18 protein-coding genes are annotated in these 22,570 nt (G+C 76.3%); 10 read left to right on the top strand and 8 right to left on the bottom strand.

What is annotated here, in order from left to right; genetic code table 11:
* Window positions 1-32: 32 nt before the first annotated feature.
* Complete coding sequence (gene sucB / locus AC2TDM_RS07530; protein WP_090030656.1) at window positions 33-1,886, top strand: 2-oxoglutarate dehydrogenase, E2 component, dihydrolipoamide succinyltransferase; 1,854 nt, start codon at window positions 33-35, stop codon at window positions 1,884-1,886.
* A gap of 170 nt (window positions 1,887-2,056) precedes the next feature.
* Window positions 2,057-2,947 carry a TIGR01777 family oxidoreductase gene (locus AC2TDM_RS07525; RefSeq protein WP_090030654.1) on the top strand — a complete coding sequence of 297 codons (891 nt, stop codon included), beginning with the start codon at window positions 2,057-2,059 and terminating at the stop codon, window positions 2,945-2,947.
* Between the two features lie 7 nt (window positions 2,948-2,954).
* Here AC2TDM_RS07525 and AC2TDM_RS07520 read toward each other — a convergent pair whose 3' ends face one another.
* The 3 genes from AC2TDM_RS07520 to AC2TDM_RS07510 all read right to left on the bottom strand — a co-directional run bounded on the left by AC2TDM_RS07520 (window position 2,955) and on the right by AC2TDM_RS07510 (window position 6,897).
* On the bottom strand, window positions 2,955-4,700 hold the full coding sequence (locus AC2TDM_RS07520; RefSeq protein WP_484636255.1) for a protein kinase family protein: 1,746 nt from the start codon (window positions 4,698-4,700) through the stop codon (window positions 2,955-2,957).
* Window positions 4,701-4,796: 96 nt separating this feature from the next.
* Window positions 4,797-5,945, bottom strand: a complete 1,149-nt coding sequence (locus AC2TDM_RS07515; RefSeq protein ID WP_484636254.1) for a Gfo/Idh/MocA family oxidoreductase — start codon at window positions 5,943-5,945, stop codon at window positions 4,797-4,799.
* Between the two features lie 103 nt (window positions 5,946-6,048).
* Complete coding sequence (locus tag AC2TDM_RS07510) at window positions 6,049-6,897, bottom strand: LLM class flavin-dependent oxidoreductase (RefSeq protein ID WP_484636253.1); 849 nt, start codon at window positions 6,895-6,897, stop codon at window positions 6,049-6,051.
* A gap of 91 nt (window positions 6,898-6,988) precedes the next feature.
* On the opposite strand from AC2TDM_RS07510, the gene lipB reads away from it, so the two are divergent.
* Window positions 6,989-7,714, top strand: coding sequence for a lipoyl(octanoyl) transferase LipB (gene lipB, locus AC2TDM_RS07505; protein WP_484636252.1), 726 nt, complete (start codon window positions 6,989-6,991; stop codon window positions 7,712-7,714).
* Window positions 7,715-7,723: 9 nt separating this feature from the next.
* Here the strand turns inward: lipB and AC2TDM_RS07500 are convergent, their stop codons facing one another.
* Window positions 7,724-8,230, bottom strand: coding sequence for a flavodoxin domain-containing protein (locus AC2TDM_RS07500; protein WP_090030946.1), 507 nt, complete (start codon window positions 8,228-8,230; stop codon window positions 7,724-7,726).
* 206 nt (window positions 8,231-8,436) lie between these two features.
* On the opposite strand from AC2TDM_RS07500, the gene lipA reads away from it, so the two are divergent.
* Complete coding sequence (gene lipA, locus AC2TDM_RS07495; protein WP_090030647.1) at window positions 8,437-9,444, top strand: lipoyl synthase; 1,008 nt, start codon at window positions 8,437-8,439, stop codon at window positions 9,442-9,444.
* Between the two features lie 11 nt (window positions 9,445-9,455).
* Window positions 9,456-10,178: a DUF4191 domain-containing protein gene (locus AC2TDM_RS07490; protein WP_090030645.1), complete on the top strand. Its 723-nt coding sequence runs from the start codon at window positions 9,456-9,458 to the stop codon at window positions 10,176-10,178.
* A 67-nt stretch (window positions 10,179-10,245) separates the two neighbouring features.
* On the opposite strand, the gene AC2TDM_RS07485 is transcribed toward AC2TDM_RS07490, so the two are convergent.
* A complete protein-coding gene (locus tag AC2TDM_RS07485; protein WP_090030643.1) occupies window positions 10,246-10,740 on the bottom strand; it encodes an RDD family protein in 495 nt (164 codons plus the stop codon).
* Window positions 10,741-11,027: 287 nt separating this feature from the next.
* On the opposite strand from AC2TDM_RS07485, the gene glnA (AC2TDM_RS07480) reads away from it, so the two are divergent.
* Window positions 11,028-12,452, top strand: coding sequence for a type I glutamate--ammonia ligase (gene glnA, locus AC2TDM_RS07480; protein ID WP_090030641.1), 1,425 nt, complete (start codon window positions 11,028-11,030; stop codon window positions 12,450-12,452).
* Window positions 12,453-12,592: 140 nt separating this feature from the next.
* On the opposite strand, the gene AC2TDM_RS07475 is transcribed toward glnA (AC2TDM_RS07480), so the two are convergent.
* Window positions 12,593-12,754 (bottom strand): YdeI/OmpD-associated family protein, encoded by a 162-nt coding sequence (locus AC2TDM_RS07475; RefSeq protein WP_175499226.1) that lies wholly within the window; start codon window positions 12,752-12,754, stop codon window positions 12,593-12,595.
* A 432-nt stretch (window positions 12,755-13,186) separates the two neighbouring features.
* Here AC2TDM_RS07475 and AC2TDM_RS07470 point away from each other — a divergent pair, with 432 nt between their 5' ends.
* From AC2TDM_RS07470 to AC2TDM_RS07455, 4 genes are all read left to right on the top strand, one after another.
* Complete coding sequence (locus AC2TDM_RS07470) at window positions 13,187-14,299, top strand: S-(hydroxymethyl)mycothiol dehydrogenase (protein WP_090030637.1); 1,113 nt, start codon at window positions 13,187-13,189, stop codon at window positions 14,297-14,299.
* An 8-nt stretch (window positions 14,300-14,307) separates the two neighbouring features.
* Window positions 14,308-14,922: an MBL fold metallo-hydrolase gene (locus AC2TDM_RS07465; protein ID WP_425319167.1), complete on the top strand. Its 615-nt coding sequence runs from the start codon at window positions 14,308-14,310 to the stop codon at window positions 14,920-14,922.
* Window positions 14,923-14,974: 52 nt separating this feature from the next.
* Window positions 14,975-16,747: a gamma-glutamyltransferase family protein gene (locus AC2TDM_RS07460; protein ID WP_484636251.1), complete on the top strand. Its 1,773-nt coding sequence runs from the start codon at window positions 14,975-14,977 to the stop codon at window positions 16,745-16,747.
* A 132-nt stretch (window positions 16,748-16,879) separates the two neighbouring features.
* Window positions 16,880-18,121 carry an AI-2E family transporter gene (locus tag AC2TDM_RS07455; protein ID WP_090030630.1) on the top strand — a complete coding sequence of 414 codons (1,242 nt, stop codon included), beginning with the start codon at window positions 16,880-16,882 and terminating at the stop codon, window positions 18,119-18,121.
* Here the strand turns inward: AC2TDM_RS07455 and AC2TDM_RS07450 are convergent.
* Entirely contained in the window at window positions 18,112-21,195 is a 3,084-nt protein-coding gene (locus AC2TDM_RS07450; RefSeq protein ID WP_090030628.1) for a bifunctional [glutamine synthetase] adenylyltransferase/[glutamine synthetase]-adenylyl-L-tyrosine phosphorylase, read from the bottom strand. The two genes, AC2TDM_RS07455 and AC2TDM_RS07450, sit on opposite strands and share 10 nt — an antisense overlap.
* A gap of 30 nt (window positions 21,196-21,225) precedes the next feature.
* Complete coding sequence (glnA, locus tag AC2TDM_RS07445) at window positions 21,226-22,563, bottom strand: type I glutamate--ammonia ligase (RefSeq protein ID WP_090030626.1); 1,338 nt, start codon at window positions 22,561-22,563, stop codon at window positions 21,226-21,228.
* Window positions 22,564-22,570 lie beyond the last annotated feature (7 nt).

Below are 22,570 nucleotides of genomic sequence, written 5' to 3'. Positions count from 1 at the left end.
GCGCACCGACCTGCAAGGAGACACCACCGGTCATGTCGCAGAACGTGCAGCTCCCCGCCCTCGGCGAGTCCGTCACCGAGGGCACCGTCACCCGTTGGCTCAAGAGCGTCGGCGACACCGTCGAGGTCGACGAGCCGCTGCTCGAGATCTCGACCGACAAGGTCGACACGGAGGTCCCCTCGCCGTTCGCGGGCGTCCTCGAGAAGATCCTCGTCGAGGAGGACGAGACCGTCGAGGTCGGCGCCACCCTCGCCGTCATCGGGGACGGCAGCGGTGCCGGCGGCTCCGACGGCGCCGGTGACCAGGCCGGTGAGCAGGCCGGTGACCAGGCGTCCGGCCAGGACGAGCAGCCCGCGCCGGCCGAGCAGCCGGCCGCCGACGCCGCCGTCGCGCAGCAGCCGGTCGAGCAGCACGAGGAGCCGGCGCCCTCGTCGTCGCCCGACGCGTCGTCCGGTACGGGCGGGTCCGGCTCCGGCGGCGGCGCCGCCGGTGGCCAGGAGGTCACGCTGCCCGCGCTGGGCGAGTCCGTCACCGAGGGCACCGTCACGCGCTGGCTGAAGGCCGTGGGCGACACCGTCGAGGTCGACGAGCCGCTCCTGGAGATCTCGACCGACAAGGTCGACACCGAGGTGCCCTCGCCCGTGGCGGGCACCCTCCAGCAGATCCTCGTCGGCGAGGACGAGACCGCCCAGGTCGGCGCGGTCCTGGCGATCGTCGGCTCCGGCGACGCCGCTCCGGCCCCGGACCCGGCGCCGGCGGCCGTCCCCGAGCCCGCCGCCTCGACGGAGGCCCCGGCCGCCCCCGCGCAGCCCGCCCCCGCGCCGGCCGCGGCTCCCGCACCGGCCGCTGCGGCGTCGGCGCCCGTCCCCTCGACCCCGGCGCCCGCCCCCTCGACCCCGGCCCCCGCTCCCTCGGCCCCGGCGGCCCCCGCCGGTGGCGGCAGCTACCTCACCCCGCTCGTCCGCAAGCTCGCGGCCGAGAAGGGCGTGGACGTCGCGAGCCTGACCGGCACCGGGGTCGGCGGCCGCATCCGCAAGGAGGACGTCCTCGAGGCCGCCCGCAAGGCCGAGGAGGCGAAGGCCGCGCAGGCCGCCCCCGCCGTGGCCGCCGCACCCGCGGCGTCCGCGCCCGCCGCCGCGGCGGCACCGGCCGCGATCCCCGCCGTCTCGCCGCTGCGCGGCACGACGGAGAAGGCCAGCCGGCTGCGGCAGATCATCGCCGAGCGCATGGTCGAGGCCCTGCACTCGCAGGCGCAGCTCACCACGGTGGTCGAGGTCGACGTCACCAAGGTGGCGCAGCTGCGCGGTCGCGCCAAGGACGGGTTCAAGGCCCGCGAGGGCGTCAACCTCACGTTCCTGCCGTTCTTCGTGCTCGCCGCGGTCGAGGCGCTCAAGGCCCACCCGAAGGTCAACGGAGTGCTCGAGGGGAACCAGATCACGTACCACGGCCAGGAGAACGTGGCGATCGCCGTCGACACCGAGCGCGGGCTGCTGACCCCCGTGATCCGCGACGCCGGCGACCTCAACCTCGCCGGCATCGCGCGCAAGATCGCGGACCTCGCGGGCCGCACGCGCAGCAACAAGGTCGGGCCCGACGAGCTGAGCGGTGCGACGTTCACCGTGACGAACACGGGGTCCGGCGGTGCCCTCATCGACACGCCCATCGTGCCGGGCGGGACGTCGGCGATCCTGGGCACCGGCGCGATCGTCAAGCGTCCGGTGGTCATCACGGCGGACGGCCAGGAGGTCATCGCCATCCGGTCGATGTGCTACCTGAGCCTCTCCTACGACCACCGCCTCGTCGACGGCGCCGACGCGTCGCGGTACCTCACCGCCGTGAAGAAGCGGATCGAGGAGGGCGCGTTCGAGGCCGAGGTCGGTCTCTGACACCCCTGCACCACCCGCCTGCCCGACGAGCCCCGCACGCCCCGCGCGTGCGGGGCTCGTCCACTGCCGGCGACGGCGCCGGCGACCTCTCGCCCGCGTCGACCGCGTCCCCTGAGAGGCGGTGGGCCGCCGTCCGCGCACGGGCGGTGCCGCGCTCCTAGGGTGGCGCCATGCGCGTGGTGGTGGCGGGATCGCACGGACTCATCGGCGGCGACCTCGTCGCCCTGCTGCGGCGGGAGGGGCACCGGGTGCAGGTGCTCGTCCGCCGGCCCGCGTCGGGGCCGGACGAGGTCTCCTGGGACCCCACCGCCGGTCGGCTCGACGCGCGGGACCTCGTCGGGGCCGACGCCGTCGTCTGCCTGTCCGGGGCCGGGGTGGCCGACCGCTACCTCACGCCCGCCCGCAAGCGCGTCGTGGTGTCCTCGCGGGTCGACACCGCAGGGCTCGTCGCGCGCACGCTCGCCGGGATGGACGACGGCCCGCGCGTGCTGCTGCAGGCGTCCGGCATCGGGGCGTACGGCGAGCGGGGCGACGACCTGCTCGACGAGCACGAGCCGCTCGGCTCCACGTTCTTCGCCGACGTCGTGCGGCAGTGGGAGGCGGCCTCCGCACCGGCCGTCGCGGCGGGCGTCCGGGTGGCGTTCCTGCGGACGGGGATCGTCCTCAGCCCGCGCGGCGGCGCGCTGGGCAGGCTGCTCCCCCTCCTGCGGCTCGGCGTGGGCGGACCGCTCGGGTCCGGCCGGCAGTGGTGGAGCTGGATCACGCTCGTCGACGAGGTGCGCGCGATCGCCCACCTGCTGGAGGCGGACGTCTCGGGACCCGTCAACCTCGTCACGCAGGCGACGCGCAACGAGGACCTCACCCGTGCGCTGGCGAGGGCGCTGCACCGGCCGGCCGTCGTCCGGGCCCCCGCGGTGGCGCTGCGGCTGGCCCTGGGCGACTTCGCGCCGGAGGTCCTCGGGTCCATCCGCGCCGACCCCGCCGCGCTGCGGGCGAGCGGCTTCGTGCCCGCGCACGCCGATCCCGCCGCGGCCGCCGCCTGGCTCGTGCGCAACCGCTGACCGCGCCTCAGCCCGCGGTGTCCTCGCGCACCGACCACACGCGCCACCCGTCGTCCGTCCGCACCAGGTCGAGCACGACGGCGCTGTCGGGCGGCGCCGCCACCGCCTCGACCACGCCCCCCACGACCCGCTCGTAGGCGTCGGTGCGTGCCCGGACGAGGACGGACGCGTCGACGGGCCCCACCGCGGTCGTCCCCGGCGGCACGGCCGTGGCCTCCAGCACGTCGACGCCGTACCCCCGCAGCACCACGCCCTCGAGCCGGCGCAGCAGGTCGGCGTCCGACGACCACGCCGGGCCGTCACGCACCTCCACCTCGGCGAGGGCGTCCAGCACCGCCGTACCGCTCCCGGCCGACCCGGCCAGGACGGCGGCACGACGCAGGGTGAGGTCACGTGCGGCCGCCACGGCACCGACGTCGGCTGCCTCGACGGCACCCTCGTCGACGGGCGTGACGGCCCCGTCCGCGCCGCCCGGCGCCGTCCGGGTCCCGTCGGGGGTCGCGGCGTGGGCCCCTGCCGCCGCGCGCGCGGGGACTGCATCCCGGGCGGCGAGGACGGAGCCCGTGGAGGCGGCCAGCACGACCGCCAGGCCCGTCACCAGCGCCACGCCGATCGTCGGCACCCGGAGCCCGAGGAGACGACCACGCCGCCGGCTCCGTCGGACGTCCCCGCGAGGGGTGGATCCGGTCCCGCCCGGCCCGGGACGTCGGCTGCCCCTCGCGGGGAGCGCGCCCGGCAGACCGCGCCGCGGGTCCCGCGGCAGGCCGTGCGGCCTATCGCGTTGCAGGTCGTGCGGCAGGTCGTACGGCAGGCCGTGCGGCAGGTCGTGCGGCAGGTCGCGCGGCAGGTCGCGCAGCGGGGTCGTCGGCGGCGTGGCACCAGGGCCCGCCGACCACCGTGGCCGCACCGCACGACGCCGGCGTCCGACCGCCGCCCGACCGGGCGCCGCCGGACCCGGCCCGCTGGGTCCCGCCGCCGACCGCAGCGCCTCGCGCGCGAGCAGCGCCGGGTCCGGGAGCCGCACGGCGGTGCCGGCACCGAGGCGACCGCAGGCGGCGGCCACCGCCCCGGTGCTCGGTGCCGCGGCGGCCCCGACCTGCCGCAGCGCCGACGCCAGGGCGGCGTCCTCCCCCGTCGCGGGCGCGGCGTGCGTCAGCACCGTCCGGACGAGGGCCCGCACGTCGTCGGCCGGGCTCGCGGCGCTGCTCAGGCACCCGCGGAGGTCCGCCAGCACCGGAAGGCCGTCGGGCCGGACGACGACCGCCGCGCCCGTCAGGTCGCCCACGGTGAGGCCGCGCCCGTGGAGCACCGCCAGCGCCAGGGCCAGGCGGAGCGCGACCGTGGCCGCCTCCCCCGGGTCCAGGGGTGCGCGGGCGTCGAGCAGGGACGTCAGGTCCGGCCCGGCGACCTGTGCGGTGAGCAGCGCGACGTGCGTCGGCCCCAGCCGGGCCGCCGCCCGCACGTCGACGACGTCCTCGTGGACGACGCCGACGAGCGCCTGGGCCGCTCCCAGCGCCCTGTCCTCCTCCCCGTGCGCCGGTGGTGGCACCGGCACGAGATGGAGCACGAGCCGCTCGCCCGTCGTCGACCGCGCCGCCCACGAGCCGCCGGCGGTGCGGGTCGGCCGGCCGCGCACGGCCGGGGGCTCCTGCGCGGCGTGCGGCCCGAGGAGCTCGACCCCCCAGTGCGCCGCCAGGGCCGCCACGTCCGTCGGGCCAGCCGGCTCCCCCGGTACCGCGCGCTCGTCGTCCACGGGCGCAGCCAACCGCACCTGCCCCGACCCGTGCCGCGCGCTGTCCACAACCCCGTGGGGAGCCGTCGGTGGGCGCGCCCCGGGCGGAGCCGACGGTCAGCGGGCCTCGGGCGACAGCCGGACGGGCCGGTCCTCCCCGGCCGACACGACGGCCGCGTCGAGGACGCGGGCCGTGGCCACCGCGTCCCACGGGTCGACCGGCACCGGCCCCGTCCCCCGGATCCACCGCTCCACGGCGTGGTAGAGGTCGACGTGGCCACCGGGCGCGCGAGGCACGGGCGTCCGCTCCGCACCGCGGACGAGCCAGCCCTCGTGCTCGAGGCCGAGATCCCCCGCACCGGAACCGTCGCCCGTGCCCGTGCCCGTGCCCGTGCCCGTGCCCGTGCCGAGCGCCTCGTCGAGCACCTCGAAGGGCGTCGGCTCGCCCTCGAACCGGGTGACGAGGTAGGCGCCGCGCTCGCCGAGCACGCGGGTGCGCGGCCCGGGTGCCCCCACGAGCGAGCCCGCTTGCAGGTGGCTGACCACCGCGGGACCCCCGCCCTCCGGTGCCCGGTGCCGCAGTGCGAGGAACACGTCGTCGACCGCCGGAGTGGTGAGTGCGCGCAGCTCCGCGACCACCTGTTCGACCGGCCCGAAGAGCTGCACCGCCGCGTCCACCAGGTGCGCCCCGAGGTCCAGCAGCAGCCCGCCCGAGCGCGGGTCGTTCTCCTTCCAGCGGTCCTGCGGCACGGGCCGGTACCGCTCCCAGCGGCGCTCGAACCGGTGCACGCGTCCGAGCGCGCCCTCGTCGAGCAGCCGCCGCAGGGTGAGCTGCTCGGCGTCCCAGCGCCGGTTCTGGAAGACCGTGAGGCGGCCGCCCGCCTCCGCACCGGCGGACGCGAGCGCCGTGGCCTCCGCGGTGGTGGTCGCCAGCGGCTTGTCGGTCATGACGTGCACGCCTGCCTGCAGGGCGGCCGCGACGTGCGCGGCGTGGTCGCCCGTCGGGCTCGCGACCACCACGAGGTCGAGACGACCGGCCGATCCCAGCAGGGCGTCGAGGTCGGGCACGACCGTGGCGTCCGGCCAGTCCTCGTGCACCTGGTCGGACCGGTGGCGCGTCACGACGTGCGTCACGTGCTGACCGGCGGCGCGGGCCAGCCGGGCGTGGATCCCGCGGCCCGCCCCGCCGTACCCCACGACGCCGATGCGCAGCGGTGCGTCGGCCCCCGCGACCGGATCGGTCCCGTCCGTCATGCCACTCGTCATGGCGTCACCCTAGGTCGACCTCGGCCTGCTCCCCGGCGCCGGCCCGCGCCGACCGGTGCCGACCGGTGCCGGCGGCCGGAGGACCTGGTCGGCCGCCACGCTCTCAGCCCGCGTGAGCCGGACCACGGCGGATGCGGGCGCGCAGGGCGTCCACCGTCGACCGCTCCTCGTCCCACGCCGACTCCACCCACCAGGTGGCCCCGGCGTCCGCGAGGGCCGCGAGGTGGTGGGCGGCGGCCGCCGGGTCGGCGGGGAGGACCCCCTGCAGCACGACCTCGTAGCCGTCGAGGGGCAGCCCCGCCTCGGCGCGCAGCGCCCGCACCGTCGCGACGAGCTCGGTCAGCGCGCCCACGTCCAGCTCGTCCTCCGTCCGCAGGCCCTGGGTGACGACGCCGTCCCACCGTGCCGCGCGTGCCAGCGAGCGGCGGCTCGGCCACGCGCCCACGACCCACACCGGCGGACGGGGCCGCTGGACGGGGAGCGGCCGCAGCTGCATTCCGTCGACGTCGTGGTGCGTGCCGTGGTGCTCGAACCGGTCGCCGCCGAACGCGAGGTCGAGGACGGCCAGCGCCTCGTCGAGCAGCTCAGCGCGCTCCCGGGGCGTGCCCGCCTCGCCCCGGACCGCCGCGAAGCCGCGGTCGTCGCCCACGCCGAGGCCGACGGGGAGGACCAGCCGTCCCTGCGAGAGGTGGTCGACCGTCAGCGCCTGCCGCGCCAGGACCCACGGCCGGCGACGGGCCGGCACGAACACCATCGCCCCCAGTACGACCCGTTCCGTGCGGACGGCCGCCGCGGACAGCAGACCCCACGGGTCGAACGTGTCGCGCGGGGCGATGTCCACCCCGTCCCAGCCGAAGAACCCGTCCCAGCCGTGCTCCTCCGCCGCCACCGCCAGGTCCACCACGTCGCGCGCACCGCCGCCCGACGCCACGATCCCGATCCGCACCGCCACCGCCTCCTCGACCCGTCGCCCACCGCCTCCCTCCCGACGCTAGACCGGGGCACCGACACGCAGCCGCGGCGCGGGGGGTTAGCGTGAGCCGGTGGACGTCCTGGAGCTCGACCTCGGCGACCGGCTCGCGCCCTACGAGCCGACCTGGGAGCTCCAGCGGCGGCTGCACGCCGAGGTGGCCGACGGCAGCCGGCCCGGCACGCTCGTCCTGTGCGAGCACGAGAGCGTGTACACGGCCGGGCGGCGGACGTCGCGCCGCGAGCGTCCCGACGACGGCACCCCCGTCGTCGACGTCGACCGTGGCGGGCGCATCACCTGGCACGGGCCCGGGCAGCTCGTCGGGTACCCGCTGGTGCGGCTGGCCGAGCCCGTCGACGTGGTGCGGTACGTCCGCGCGCTCGAGGAGGCCCTCATCGCGACGTGCGCCGACCTCGGCCTGGCCGCCGGACGCGTCGAGGGTCGCAGCGGCGTGTGGTTCCCGGCCGACGCCGCCACGGGACGCCCCGAGCGCAAGGTCGCGGCGATCGGCGTGCGGGTGGCCCGTGCGACGACGATGCACGGCTTCGCGCTGACCTGCACGAGCGACCTCGCCGCCTTCGGCCGCATCATCCCCTGCGGCATCGAGGACGCCGGTGTGACGTCCCTGTCGGCGGAGGCCGGCCGGGAGGTGCCGGTCCGCGAGGTGGTGCCGCTCGTCGTCGGGCACCTCGAGCGCGTGCTGGCGCCCCTGACGGCGGCCGCGACGCCGCCCGTGACCGCCGCCGTGACCGCCGCCGTGACCGCCGCCGTGACTGCCGGGCCCGTCGCCGCCCGCTGACCGCGACGGTCAGACCCGCGCCGGGCGGCCCGCCAGGTCGCCCGCCACGTCCTGGGCCCACGCCCGGACCGCGGCCAGGTCGCGGAAGTCCCCGTCGGGCGAGCGCACCAGGGCGACGAGCGCCCGCTCGGACAGGCTCAGCCTCTCGTGGTCGAGCCGCCCCGCGAAGCACCGCACGTCCTCGGCGCCGACCCGGCGGGCGACCACGCCCACGTCGTCGGGCTCGTCGACGCCGCCCCGGGCGGGGTCCTGCAGCGGCCCCGACCAGAACAGGTGCACCCGCCGCGCACGCAGCTGGGGCCCCTGCCGCTCGACGAGGTGCCGCAGCGCCACGGCGAGCCGGCCCACGTACACCGCCGAGCCGAGCACCACCGCCTCCCACGGCCCGACGTCCTCGACGTCGTCGGGCGGCAGCTCGTCCACCGTGTGGCCGTGCTCCCGCAGCACCTGCGCGACGAGCGCGCCCATCTCCGCCGTCGCGCCGTGCCGCGACGCCACGCTCACCAGCACCCGCACCGGGACCACCTCCGTCGTCGGACGCGGGCCCGGCCGCGCTGCCGGGACGACCCGCGCGTCCCTCGACGATCCCTGCGCTGCGGAAGACCTGCCAGGGACGGAGGTCCCGTGCCTCCCGGCGGCGGCCCGACCGTCCTGTCCCCGGGCGGCTGAGACCGCTCCCCGCCGCGCGGGGCACGTCCCCGGCCGGCGGTTAGGGTGATCCGGTGACGATCGCACCCGAGGGCCGCCGTATGCTCCGCGTCGAGGCACGCAACGCGGAGACGCCCATCGAGAAGAAGCCCGAGTGGATCCGCACGCGCGCGACGATGGGCCCGGAGTACAGCGAGCTCAAGGGCCTGGTCAAGCGCGAGGGCCTGCACACGGTGTGCGAGGAGGCCGGCTGCCCCAACATCTTCGAGTGCTGGGAGGACCGCGAGGCGACCTTCCTCATCGGCGGCGACCAGTGCACCCGCCGCTGCGACTTCTGCCAGATCGACACGGGCAAGCCCGCCGCGCTGGACACCGACGAGCCGCGCCGCGTGGCCGCTTCCGTCCAGGCGATGGGCCTGCGGTACGCGACCGTCACCGGCGTCGCGCGCGACGACCTGGCCGACGGCGGCGCCTGGCTCTACGCGGAGACCGTCCGGCAGATCCACGCGGTGAACCCCGGCACGGGCGTCGAGCTGCTCATCCCCGACTTCAACGCCGTGCCCGACCAGCTCGCCGAGGTCTTCTCCAGCCGCCCGCAGGTGCTCGCGCACAACGTCGAGACCGTCCCGCGCATCTTCAAGCAGATCCGGCCCGGGTTCCGGTACGAGCGCTCGCTGTCGGTCATCACGCAGGCCCGCGAGGCGGGGCTGGTGACCAAGTCGAACCTCATCCTCGGCATGGGCGAGACGACGGAGGAGGCCGAGGCCGCCCTGGCGGACCTGCACGCGGCCGGCACGGACCTCGTGACGATCACGCAGTACCTGCGGCCCAGCGTGCGGCACCACCCGGTGGCGCGCTGGGTGCGCCCGGAGGAGTTCGTCGCGCTCGCGCAGGTCGCCGAGGAGCTCGGGTTCGCGGGTGTCATGTCGGGTCCGCTGGTCCGCTCGTCCTACCGCGCCGGCCGGCTGTGGGGGCAGGCGATGGTCCGCCGCGGTCTGCCGATCCCGGAGGAGCTCGCGCACCTGGGGCGGCCGACGACCAGCCGCCAGGAGGCGGCCAGCCTGCTCGCCCGGGGTCGGTAGACTCCGGCCCCATGGCGAGGCAGAGCGGGGCGGCACCGGAACCGACGGCGAAGGCGCCGAAGGTCAAGAAGCGGCGGTGGTACCACCAGCTGTGGCAGGTCTTCCAGATGACCCGCCGGCAGGACCCGGCGATCACGCCGATCCTGCTCGGGACCATCGCCGTGGTGCTGCTGCTGGCGGTGGTCATCAGCCTCCTGACGGGCTCCTGGCTCTGGTTCGTCGCGCTGCTGCCGTTCGCGGTGCTCGCGCCGATGGTCGTGCTCGCGCGTCGTGCGGAGACCGCCGCGTACACGCAGATCGAGGGGCAGCCCGGGGCCGCCATGGCCGCGCTGGGCACCATCCGCCGCGGCTGGTCCTTCACCCAGGAGCCCGTCGCCGTCGACCCGCGCTCCCAGGACCTCGTCTTCCGCGGCGTCGGGCGGGCCGGGATCGTCCTCGTGAGCGAGGGCCCGGCGGGCCGCGCCGCGCGGCTGCTCGAGGCCGAGCGCAAGCGCACCGCGCGCGTCGTCAACGGCGTGCCCATCCACCTCGTGCAGATGGGTGACGGCGAGGGGCAGGTGCCGCTGCGCAAGCTGCCGCGCACCGTGCAGAAGATGCGTCCGACGCTGACGAAGCAGGAGGTCGGCGAGGTGACGAAGCGGCTCACGGCGCTCGGCGCGGCCCGGCCGCCGATCCCCAAGGGTGTCGACCCCTACCGCACGCGGCCGGACCGCAAGGGCGCGCGCGGCCGCTGACGGGGGTTGCCGGCAGGGGCCGCTGGTCCGCCGCCGGAGCCGCTGTGCAGGCCGCTCGACAGGTCGTTCAGCGGCGGACGATGACGGTGCCGGCGGCCGTGTCGTGCAGCCCGCGCCCGTCGCCGTCCCGCACCACGGCGGGCACGACGAGGCACAGCAGCACCGTGCGGACCAGCGCGCGCAGCAGGCCGACCCCCGCGACGGGGCCGGAGGCCGCGGACGCCCGCTCCGGCGCGGGCACGACCCGCAGCCCCAGGAGCCGGTGGCCCAGCGTCGTCCCGAGCGTGCCGACGAGCAGCACGTTCTCCACGGCGAACACCGCGAGCGTGGCGAGCGGCTCCCCCCGCTGGAGCGCGAGCCCCGTCGCGGCGGCGGACGGGAAGAACGCCGCCGAGACCAGCAGGCAGGCCAGCCAGTCCACGGCGAGCGCGGCCAGGCGCCGTCCGAGCCGGGCCGGCGACCCGGGCCCGGACGCCGGCAGGCCCAGGCCCTCCCCCGGCCGGCCGCCGCCGCCCCCCGGTCCGCCCTCGAGCCACGAGCCGACGTCCTCACGCGATGCCACGGCGTCAGCGTAGGTGGCGGACCTGACACCCGACCGGGCGACGCCTCGCGCACGCCGGTGGCGCCGCCGGCACGCCTCGCGGTGGCATAGTGCGGGCCACGGGCGCGGCGACCACGGGCACCGTCCCCGGCGGCGCGCCGGGGACGGCCGCGGTGTCGTCGCCCGTAACACGAGGGCGTCGTCTGTAACGCGGCCGAAACACCCGCTGCACGGGCGGGTAACGCGGCGCTCGTAGCGTCTGCCCTGGCCTGGACGAGCGCGTCCACCACCGACCGAGGAGCATGCGGATGTTCAAGGAGCCGGACGAGGTCCTGGCGTTCATCAAGAACGAGGACGTCAAGTTCGTCGACGTGCGTTTCTGTGACCTGCCGGGCGTGATGCAGCACTTCAACGTGCCCGCCCAGTCGCTGGACGCCGACTTCTTCACCGACGGCCAGATGTTCGACGGGTCCTCGATCCGCGGCTTCCAGGCCATCCACGAGTCGGACATGAAGCTCATCCCCGACGTCTCGACGGCCTACGTCGACCCGTTCCGGGTCGAGAAGACGCTCAACATCAACTTCCACATCGTCGACCCGTACACCGACGAGCCCTACTCGCGCGACCCGCGCCAGGTGGCCGCCAAGGCGGAGGCGTACCTGCGCTCGACGGGCATCGCCGACACGGCGTTCTTCGCCCCCGAGGCCGAGTTCTACATCTTCGACGACGTGCGCTTTGAGACGAAGCAGCAGGCGTCCTACTACTACATCGACTCCATCGAGGCCGCCTGGAACACGGGCCGCGTCGAGGAGGGTGGCAACCTCGGCCACAAGACGCCCTACAAGGGCGGCTACTTCCCCGTCCCGCCGGTCGACATGTTCGCCGACCTGCGCGACCAGATCTCGCTGCAGCTCGACGCGCTGGGCCTCGGCGTCGAGCGCGCGCACCACGAGGTCGGCACGGCCGGCCAGGCGGAGATCAACTACCGCTTCGACGAGCTGGCCAGGTCCGCGGACAAGGTGCAGCTCTTCAAGTACGTCGTGAAGAACGTCGCGCACGCCGCCGGGAAGACCGCGACCTTCATGCCCAAGCCGCTCTTCGGCGACAACGGGTCCGGCATGCACGTGCACCAGTCCCTGTGGAAGGACGGCCAGCCGCTGTTCTTCGACGAGAAGGGCTACGGCGGCCTGTCCGACCTGGCCCGCTGGTACATCGGCGGCCTGCTCAAGCACGCGCCGTCGCTGCTGGCGTTCACGAACCCGACGGTGAACTCCTACCACCGCCTGGTGCCGGGCTTCGAGGCGCCCGTCAACCTCGTCTACTCGGCGCGCAACCGCTCCGCGTGCATCCGCATCCCGGTGACGGGCTCGAACCCGAAGGCCAAGCGCATCGAGTTCCGCGTGCCGGACCCGTCGTCCAACCCGTACCTGGCCTTCGCGGCCATGCTCATGGCGGGCCTCGACGGCATCCAGAACCGCATCGAGCCGCCGGAGCCGGTCGACAAGGACCTGTACGAGCTGCCCCCCGAGGAGCACGCCCTCATCCAGCAGGTCCCCGGGTCGCTCGCGGAGGTCCTCGACAACCTCGAGGCCGACCACGACTTCCTCACGGCCGGCAACGTCTTCACGCCGGACCTCATCGCGACGTGGATCGACTACAAGCGCTCGCACGAGGTGGACCCGATCCGCCTGCGCCCGCACCCCCACGAGTTCGAGCTGTACTACGACGTCTGATCCCCTCCCGGGCGGCCCCGCCGCACCGGACGGGCACGTCAGCCGTGACGACGAGGCGGGTCCCCTCCCCGGGGGCCCGCCTCGTCGTCCGTGCGCCCTGTGGCGCCCGTCGTCCCGCCCCTCGTCCCGCCCGTCGTCCCTCACAGCGTGGCGAGCAGCTCGGGGATGCGGCGCGCACGGGTCGTCGCCGTCGCCGCCGCCGCCAGCGGCACCAGGAGCCGGCGCCGGACGGCCGGTCGCCGAGCCGTCCACCGGTCCTCGAGACCGGCCTCGGCGAGCGCGGCCGCGAGGTCCGGCGGCACGGGCACGTCGTCCGGGTCGGAGGGCGCCAGGCGGCAGGTGACGGGCGCCCGGCCGCGCCGCCGATCCGCCGCAGCAGCGCGGCGCCGGTCCACACGAACGGCCCGTCGACCACCGGCGCGCGGGTGATGGCGAGGTCGACGGGCGCGTCGTCGATCGTCCCGGCGACGCGCCGGGTGCCCGCCCGGCGGGCGGCCTCGACGAGCTCCGGCGGCAGGCGCACGATCGTGTACCGGTGGCGTCCCCAGTGCAGCGGCTCGACGAGCGCGTCGAAGGACACCACCTGCGGCTCCCCCGCCGGTGTCGTCGGGTCCACCGTCCCAGTGTGGCGCAGGGCCGGTGGGCGGGCACGGCCCTGGGGTACCGGCCGCTGCGGCCCTCGGCGGCGAGGGCTACGGTGCGCTGGACCCCATCGCGCAGCCCCAGGAGGACCCGTGCCGTACACCGTCAAGGGCGTCGTGGCCCGTGCCCAGGGGCAGCCCGTCGAGACCGTCGACGTGGTCGTGCCCGACCCGGGCCCGGGCGAGGCCGTCGTCGACGTCCTCGCCTGCGGCGTCTGCCACACCGACCTGCACTACCGCGAGGGTGGCATCTCGGACGACTACCCGTTCCTGCTCGGCCACGAGGCGGCCGGCACCGTGGCGGCGGTCGGCGAGGGCGTCACGCACGTCGCGGTCGGCGACCGCGTGGTGCTCAACTGGCGCGCCGTGTGCGGCGAGTGCCGGGCGTGCCGCCGCGGCGAGCCGCAGTACTGCTTCGCCACGCACAACGCGGCGCAGCCCATGACGCTCGTCGACGGGACGCCGCTGTCCCCCGCCCTCGGCATCGGCGCCTTCGCGGAGAAGACCCTCGTGCACGCGCTGCAGTGCACGAAGGTCGACGACGACGTCGACCCGGCCGTCGCGGGCCTGCTGGGCTGCGGCGTCATGGCCGGGATCGGTGCCGCGGTGAACACCGCCCCGGTGCGGCGCGGCCAGACGGTCGCGGTCATCGGGTGCGGCGGCGTCGGCTGTGCCGCGATCGCCGGTGCGGTGCTGGCCGGGGCCCGCCGGGTCGTCGCGGTCGACATCGACGAACGCAAACTGCGCTGGGCACGGGAGCTCGGTGCCACGCACGTCGTCGACTCCTCCGGGCTCGACGAGGACGGCGTCGTGGCCGCCGTGCAGGAGCTCACGGACGGCGTCGGCGCGGACGTCGTCATCGACGCCGTCGGCCGGCCCGAGACGTGGCGGCAGGCCTTCTACGCGCGGGACCTGGCCGGCACGGTCGTCCTCGTCGGCGTCCCCACGCCCGAGATGCAGCTGCAGGTCCCCCTGCTCGACGTGTTCGGCCGCGGGGGCGCGCTGAAGTCCTCCTGGTACGGCGACTGCCTGCCGGAGCGCGACATCCCCGCGCTGCTCGAGCTGCACAGCCACGGCCGCCTGCCGCTCGACGCGTTCGTCTCCGAGCGCATCGGGCTGGACGACGTCGAGGCGGCGTTCGCGACGATGGGCCGCGGCGAGGTCCTGCGGTCGGTCGTCGTGCTCGGGGCGGGGGCGGACCGGTGACGGCCCGCGTGGACCATCTGACGACGACCGGGACGTTCAGCCTCGACGGGCAGACCTTCGACGTCGAGAACAACGTGTGGGTCGTCGGGGACGACGACGAGTGCGTCGTCCTGGACGCCCCGCACGACGTCGAGGCGATCGTCGCCGCAGTGGGCGAGCGCGACGTGCTCGCGATCGTCTGCACGCACGCGCACGACGACCACGTCCGCCGCGCGCCCGAGCTCGCGGAGCGCCTCGACGCCCCGGTGCTGCTGCACCCGGCGGACCGGCCGGTGTGGGAGCTGACGCACCCCGGCGTGCCGACCGTGGACCTGCACGACGGCGAGGTGCTGGACGTGGGCGGCACCACCCTGCACGTCCTGCACACCCCGGGGCACACCCCCGGGGCGGTGTGCCTGCACGCCCCGGAGCTCGAGACGGTCTTCACCGGCGACACGCTGTTCCAGGGCGGGCCCGGCGCCACCGGCCGGTCGTTCTCGGACTTCCCGACCATTGTCGCGTCGATCCGGGACCGGCTGCTCACGCTGCCCCCCGGCACGCGCGTGCTCACCGGCCACGGCGGCTCGACGACGATCGGCGACGAGGCGCCGCACCTGCAGGAGTGGCTCGACCGCGGCCACTGACACGGCCACCCCTCACCGTGCGGGCCGGCACGAGCGCGGGCAGTGTGGTCGGATGCCCCCGGTCACCCCCGCGCACACCACCCGCCCGGAGCTCGTCGGCACCCTCGGCATGGTCGCCTCCAGCCACTGGCTCGCCTCGGCCAGCGGGATGGGGGTCCTCGAGCGGGGCGGCAACGCGTTCGACGCCGCCGTCTGCGCCGGGCTCGTCCTGCACGTGGTGGAGCCGCACCTCAACGGGCTCGGCGGGGACGTCCCCGTCATCGGGTGCCGCGCCGGCTCCGGCGAGCCGTTCGTCCTGTGCGGGCAGGGCACGACGCCGGCCGCGGCGACACCCGCCGCGATGGCCGACCTCGGGCTCGACGTGGTGCCGGGCACGGGGCACCTCGCCGCCGTCGTGCCGGGCGCGTTCGGGACGTGGATGGACCTGCTGGCCCGCTACGGCACCTGGCGGGTGCGTGACGTGCTGGAGCCGGCGATCGGCTACGCGCGCGACGGCTTCCCGCTGCTGCGGCAGGCCTCGGCGACGATCGCCCGGGTCGCCGACCTCTTCCGCGACCACTGGCCGACCTCCGCCGCGCTCTGGCTGCCCGACGGCGACGTCCCGGCGCCGGGCAGCCGGTTCCGCAACCCCGACCTCGCGGCGACGCTCGAGGCCCTGGCGGCCGCCGCCGACGCGCACGCGGACCGCGAGGCCGGCGTCGAGGCCGCCCGGGCCGCCTTCTACGAGGGCTTCGTCGCCGAGGCCGTCGGCCGGTGGCTGGAGCGGCCGGTGCGCGACTCCTCCGGCCGGGACCACGCCGGCCTGCTGACCGCCGACGACCTGGCGGCGTGGCGCGTGCGGGAGGAGGCGCCCGCGACCGTCGACTTCGCGGGGACCACCGTCGCGAAGACCGGGCCGTGGGGGCAGGGACCGGTCCTCCTGCAGCAGCTGCGCCTGCTCGAGGGCCTCGACCTGGCCGACACCGCCCCGGGCAGCGCGGAGCTCGTGCACGCGGTGACCGAGGTCGCCAAGCTCGCCCTCGCCGACCGGGACGCCTGGTACGGCGACCCGGACCACGCCGACGTCCCGCTCGCGGCGCTCCTCTCCCCCGCGTACGCCGACGAGCGGCGCGCCCTCGTCGGTCCGCGGGCGGCGGACGGGCTGCGCCCCGGCGCGCCGGACGGACGGGCGCCGCGCCTGCCGGCCCTCGTCGTGGACGCCGCCGACGCCCCGCGCGGCAGCGGCGGCGCCGGGACGGGGGAACCCACCTTCGCACCCGTCGCACCGCCCGAGGACGTGCCCGACGACCTGCCCGACGACCTGCCCGCAGCGGACGGGACCCCGCGCGGGGACACCTGCCACCTCGACGTCGTCGACCGCTGGGGCAACGTCGTGGCCGTCACGCCCAGCGGGGGGTGGCTGCAGAGCTCGCCCGTCGTGCCCGGGCTCGGGCTGCAGGTCTCCACGCGCGCGCAGATGCTGTGGCTCGAGCAGGGCCTGACCTCGTCGTGGGGCCCGCGACGACGGCCGCGCACGACGCTGTCCCCGACGCTGGTGCTGCGCGACGGGCGGGCCGTCCTCGCGTGCGGCACCCCGGGCGGCGACCAGCAGGACCAGTGGCAGGTGCCGTTCCTGCTCAACCACCTCGTCTACGGCATGGACCTGCAGGCGGCCATCGACGCACCGTCGTGGCACACCACCCACCTGGTCTCGTCCTTCGACCCGCGCGTCGTCGAGCCGCTCGGCCTGCACGCCGAGGAGCGGCTGGGCCCGGACGTCCTCGACGACCTGCGCCGCCGTGGGCACGCGTCACCGTCGCCCCGGCGTGGTCCCTCGGGCGGCTGAGCGCGGCCGGCACCCGGCCCGACGGCATGCTGCGCGCCGCGGCCACCAGCCGGTCGATGCAGGCGTACGCGGTGGGGCGCTGACGCGGCGCACCGCCGCCGTCCCGGCACGTCGGGCGCTACGGTCACGGTCATGAGCACCCCGGCCCGTCCAGGCACCGGTCCCGGGGCCGGCACGGGACGTACCGGCTCCACAGCGGTCTCCTCCCCCGCGCTCGCGCGCCGCGTGCTCGAGGCCCGCCGTCCGCCGGCGTGGCTGCCGCGCGCCCTCGTCATGGCCGTCGTCGCGGTCTTCGCCGGGCTCCTCGTCTGGCGCGCGCTCGGCCAGCTCGGCAACGTCCTGACGATCGTCGTCGTCTCGTGGTTCCTGTCCCTCGCGCTCGAGCCCGCCGTGGCGTGGCTCGTGCGGCACCGCTGGCGGCGGGGCCTGGCCACGGGCGCCGTCATGCTCGGCACGGCGCTGGCGGTCGCCGCGGTGCTGGCGCTGTTCGGCAACCTCTTCGTCGAGCAGCTCGTCGCGCTCGTGCAGTCGCTGCCCGCCCTGTACGCCGACCTCGTCGCGCTCGCCGACCGCCGCTTCGACCTGCAGCTGCCCGCGGTGGACGCGCTCCTGGCGACGGTCGCGTCCCGCTGGCAGACGCTGGCCCCGGGGCTGCTGGGGGTCGGCTCGTCGCTGGCTGGGTTCCTGTTCAACGCCTCCGCGGTGCTGCTCGTCACCTACTACATGACCGCGTCCGGGCCCCGGTTCCGGGCGGCCGTCCTGCGGTTCTTCGTCCCGGCGCGCCAGCGCGAGCTGCTGCGGCTGTGGGAGGTGTCGCAGGAGAAGGTCGCGGGCTTCCTCGTCTCCCGGGTGGCGCTGGCCGCGATCTCCTCGGTCGCGACCTTCGCCGTGCTGACGGCCCTGCGGGTGCCCTACGCGCTGCCGATGTCCGTCTTCACCGGCCTGGTCTCGCAGTTCGTCCCGACGATCGGCACGTACATCGGCGGTGCGCTGCCGGTCCTCGTGGCGCTGACGGTCTCGCCCCTGACGGCGCTGCTCGTCGTCGGGTTCCTCGTCGCCTACCAGCAGCTCGAGAACGTCGTCCTGTCCCCCCGGCTGTCGCAGCGGTCGCTCGACATCAACCCCGCGGTGGCGTTCCTGTCCGTCCTCGCGTTCGGCGCCGTCTTCGGCGCGCTGGGTGCGTTCCTGTCGCTGCCCGCCGCGGCGACGATCCAGGCGGTGTCGTCGACGTACGTGCGCCGGCACGAGCTCGTCGACCCGACCCTGCTGGAGGAGGACGCCGGCACCCAGCGCGAGCGCGCCGAGCAGGCCGCCCGCCGGGAGGCGGCCCGAGCGGCCGCGGAGGACGCGCCGGCCCCCGGCGCTCAGCCGTAGAAGAGCCGCTCGACGACCGCCCGCGCCCGCCGTGCCGTGCGCAGGTAGTCCTCCTCGAGGCGCGCGCCCGACCCCGGCGGGTAGCCGCACACACGCGCGAGCCCGGCGAGCGCGGTGTGGTCGTGCGGCAGGACGTCCGCCACCGCGGCGTCGGTCCGCCCCGACCACAGCACGGCGGCGTCCCGCAGCCGGGAGGCCAGGAGCCACGCCTCGCGCAGCAGGGTCTCGTCCTCCTCGGCGAGCAGCCCGGCCGCCCGCGCGGCGTCGAGCGCCTCGAGCGTGCCGGTGGTCCGCAGGGCCGGTCGGGCGTGCGCGTGCTGCAGCTGGAGGAGCTGGGCCGTCCACTCGACGTCGGCGATGCCGCCGCGACCGAGCTTCAGGTGCCGGGTCGGGTCCTGGCCGCGCGGCAGCCGCTCGGACTCCACCCGCGCCTTGATGCGGCGGATCTCGCGCAGGTGGGCGGGGTCCAGCCCGTCCGCGGGGTACCGCACGGGGTCGACGAGGGCGACGAACCGCTCGCCGAGCCCCTCGTCGCCCGCGACGGGCCGCGCGCGCAGCAGCGCCTGCGCCTCCCAGGGCGAGGACCAGCGGCCGTAGTACTCGGCGTAGGAGCGCAGGGAGCGCACGAGCGGGCCGTTGCGGCCCTCGGGGCGCAGGTCCGCGTCCACCGCGAGCGCGGGCTCCGGCCCCAACGAGCCGACCATCTGCCGCAGGGCGGTCGCCACGCCCAGCGCGAACTCCTGCGCCGACCCCTCGTCGTCGCCCGTCGGCTCGTGGACGAACAGCACGTCCGCGTCCGAGGCGTAGCCCATCTCACGCCCGCCGAGCCGCCCCATGGCGACGACGAGCAGACGCGCGGGGTCGTCCGAGCCGTCCACGGCACGCCCCCGCTCGGACCGGACCCGCGCGAGCGCGACGCGCAGGGCGCCGGCCAGCAGCACGTCGGCCGTCGCGGTGATGCTCCGCGCCGCGCCCGTGCCGGCCACCGCCGTCCCGTCGACCGTACCGAGGACGTCCGCCGCGGCCGTGCGGACGAGCTCCCGGCGCCGCAGCGCCCGCAGGGCCGTCATGGCCGGCTCGACCTCGACGGCACGCGTGAGCACCGCGTCGGCCTCGGCGGCCAGCCGGTCGGTGCGCGGCTCGAGGTCCCCGTCGTGGCCGAGCCACGCCACGGACTCCGGCGACCGCGCCAGGCCGTCCGCGACGTACCGCGACGTCGACAGCACCCGCGCGAGGCGCCGCGCCGCGGTCCCCGAGTCGCGCAGCATCTTCAGGTACCAGTGCGTGCCACCCAGGGACTCCGACAGCCGGCGGAACGCGAGCAGGCCGCCGTCGGGGTCCGGCCCGTCGGCGAACCACCCGATCATCACCGGCAGGAGCTGACGCTGGATCGAGGCGCGACGGGAGACGCCGTCCGTGAGGGCCGCGAGGTGGCGCTGGGCGCCGACGGGGTCCCGGTAGCCGACCGCCGCCAGCCGCTCGCGGGCCGCCTCGGGGGCGAGCGCCGCGTCGGCGGTCGACAGCCGGGCCGTCGCGGGCAGCAGCGGCCGGTAGAACAGCTCCTCGTGCAGGTGCCGCACGTCGCGGCGCACGGACCGCCACCGCTCCAGCAACCCCTCCACGCCCTCGGTCCGCAGCCCGACGGACCGGGCCAGCCGCCGCAGGTCGGCCTCGGCCGTGGGCAGCAGGTGCGTGCGGCGCAGCCGGTGCAGCTGGAGGCGGTGCTCCATGACGCGCAGGAACCGGTAGTGCACGGCCAGGCGGGCCGCGTGCTCGCGCCCGACGTAGCCCCCGGCGGCGAGGTCCGCGAGCGCGGTCAGCGTGCTCCCCGAGCGCAGCGTCGGGTCCGTCCGCCCGTGCACGAGCTGCAGCAGCTGGACGGTGAACTCCACGTCGCGCAGGCCGCCGGCAGCGAGCTTGATCTGCCGGTCGGCCTCGGCCCGGGGCACGTGCTCCTCCACGCGGCGCCGCATGGCCTGGGAGTCCTCGACGAACCGGTCGCGCTGCGAGGCCGACCACACGAAGGGGGCGACCGTCGCGAGGTAGGCGGCCCCGAGCTCGCGGTCCCCGGCCAGCGGACGCGCCTTGAGCAGGGCCTGGAACTCCCACGACTGCGCCCAGCGCTCGTAGTAGGCCCGGTGCGAGGCGAGCGTGCGCACGAGCGGGCCGTTCTTGCCCTCGGGCCGCAGGGCGGCGTCGACCGGCCACAGCGCCGGCTCCCCCGCGGGGACGGAGCAGACCCGCGCGAGCCCGGCGGCCAGGCGCGCCCCCACGGCCAGCGCCTCGTCCTCCGGGACGCCCTGGACCGGCTCGGCGACGTAGACGACGTCCACGTCGGACACGTAGTTGAGCTCCCGCCCACCCGTCTTGCCCATGCCGATGACCGACAGCCGCACGCCGGCGCCGTGGTCGGGCAGGTCGGCGCGGGCCACGGCCAGCGCCGCCTCGAGCGCCGCCGCGGCGAGGTCCGCCAGGGCCGCCGCGACCGCGGGCATCGGCGTGAGCAGGTCGGCGCCGGACACGTCCGTCGCGGCGATGCGCAGCAGCCGGCTCCGGTAGGCCCGGCGCATCGCGTCGGTCCCCTCGGCGCCGCCGCGCGCGGCCACCGGGACGTCCGCCGCGGGGTCGGCGCCCACGGCGGTGAGCAGCTCCGCCCGGACGGCCGCCACGGGAACCGCCGTCCCCGGGGTCGGGTCGGCCACCACCGCGAGGTCCTCCGGGTGCGCGGCCAGCCAGTCCCCCAGCGCGGCCGACGCCCCCACCACGGCCAGCAGGCGCCGCCGTGCCGGTCCCTCCGCCCCGAGCACCTCGGCCAGCAGCCGGCGGTGCGCGGGTGTCCGGCCGGCCGCGCCGGCGATCTTGGCCAGCGCGAGCAGCGCCCCGTCGGGGTCCGCGACCTCGGTGAGCGCACCGGGCAGCCACGGCTCCGGGTCGGGCAGGACCTCGACGAGCGCGGCGTCGGCCAGCAGCCGCAGCGCCCGGGGCGTGTCCGCCACGCCCGCCCGCGTCAGGCGGGCCGGCAGCGTCCGCTCGCGGCCGGCCGGGGCCGCCGGTGCGGCGGGGGTGGTGCTCACGACGGGCGCCGGGGTGGGGTCGCGGTCACGTCACAGGCGGGGCAGGAAGCGCTGCAGCTCGTACGGCGTCACCTGGGCGCTGTACTCCTTCCACTCCTGGCGCTTGTTGCGCAGGAAGTAGTCGAAGACGTGCTCGCCCAGCGTCTCGGCCACGAGCTCGGACCGCTCCATGACGCCCAGCGACGCCTCGAGCGAGGACGGCAGCGGCTCGATCCCCATGGCCCGGCGCTCCGCGTCGGTCAGCTCCCACACGTCGTCCTCGGCCCCGTCGGGCAGCGCGTAGCCCTCCTCGACGCCCTTGAGCCCGGCGGCCAGCAGCACGGCGAAGGCGAGGTACGGGTTCGTCGCCGAGTCCAGGCCGCGGTACTCGATGCGGCTGGAGTTGCCCTTGCCCGGCTTGTACAGCGGGACGCGGACCAGCGCCGAGCGGTTGTTGTGGCCCCAGCAGACGTAGGACGGCGCCTCGCTGCCGCCCCACAGGCGCTTGTAGGAGTTCGTGAACTGGTTCGTCACCGCCGCGATCTCCGCGGCGTGGCGCAGGATGCCGGCGATGAAGGCCCGACCTGTCTTCGACAGCTCGAGCTCGTTGCCCGGCTCGTGGAAGGCGTTGCGGTCGCCCTCGAAGAGGGACAGGTGCGTGTGCATGCCGGACCCCGGCTGGTCGGCCAGCGGCTTGGGCATGAAGGAGGCGAAGACGCCCTGCTCGAGGGCGATCTCCTTGACCACCGTCCGGAACGTCATGATGTTGTCGGCCGTGCTCAGCGCGTCGGCGTAGCGCAGGTCGATCTCGTTCTGGCCCGGGCCCGCCTCGTGGTGGGAGAACTCCACCGAGATGCCCATGGACTCCAGCATGGTGATGACGGCGCGCCGGAAGTCGTGCGCCGTGCCGCGCGGCACGTGGTCGAAGTACCCGCCCTGGTCCACCGGCACGAGCGGCCGCGACGGGTCCGCCGGCGCCTCGAAGAGGTAGAACTCCACCTCGGGGTGCGTGTAGAAGGTGAACCCCGCGTCGCTCGCCTTCGCCAGCGCGCGCTTGAGCACCTGCCGGGAGTCCGCCGACGAGGGCTCGCCGTCGGGGTTGAGCAGGTCGCAGAACATGCTGGCGGTGCCGTGCCGCTCCCCCCGCCAGGGCAGCACCTGGAACGTCGTGGGGTCCGGGCGAGCGATCATGTCGGCCTCGTAGACCCGGGTGAGGCCCTCGATGGCCGAGCCGTCGAAGCCGATGCCCTCCGCGAACGCCGACTCGAGCTCGGCCGGGGCGACCGCCACCGACTTCAGCACACCGAGCACGTCGGTGAACCAGAGGCGGATGAAGCGGATGTCGCGCTCCTCGACCGCGCGGAGCACGAACTCCTGCTGCCTGTCCATGGGGGTC

This window comes from Cellulomonas sp. plas2 (genome assembly GCF_057221735.1).
Note: the sequence above shows the minus strand (reverse complement) of the source record. Positions and strands in the feature narration are given on the sequence as shown.

What these genes read in the sequence shown, in the direction of transcription:
- AC2TDM_RS07455 (WP_090030630.1), top strand. Translation starts at nt 16,880, where the DNA reads ATGAGCACCCCGGCCCGTCCAGGCACCGGTCCCGGGGCCGGCACGGGA.
- AC2TDM_RS07515 (WP_484636254.1), bottom strand. Translation starts at nt 5,945, where the DNA reads ATGACGAGTGGCATGACGGACGGGACCGATCCGGTCGCGGGGGCCGAC.
- AC2TDM_RS07460 (WP_484636251.1), top strand. Translation starts at nt 14,975, where the DNA reads ATGCCCCCGGTCACCCCCGCGCACACCACCCGCCCGGAGCTCGTCGGC.
- AC2TDM_RS07490 (WP_090030645.1), top strand. Translation starts at nt 9,456, where the DNA reads ATGGCGAGGCAGAGCGGGGCGGCACCGGAACCGACGGCGAAGGCGCCG.
- AC2TDM_RS07525 (WP_090030654.1), top strand. Translation starts at nt 2,057, where the DNA reads ATGCGCGTGGTGGTGGCGGGATCGCACGGACTCATCGGCGGCGACCTC.
- sucB (WP_090030656.1), top strand. Translation starts at nt 33, where the DNA reads ATGTCGCAGAACGTGCAGCTCCCCGCCCTCGGCGAGTCCGTCACCGAG.
- glnA (WP_090030626.1), bottom strand. Translation starts at nt 22,563, where the DNA reads ATGGACAGGCAGCAGGAGTTCGTGCTCCGCGCGGTCGAGGAGCGCGAC.
- glnA (WP_090030641.1), top strand. Translation starts at nt 11,028, where the DNA reads ATGTTCAAGGAGCCGGACGAGGTCCTGGCGTTCATCAAGAACGAGGAC.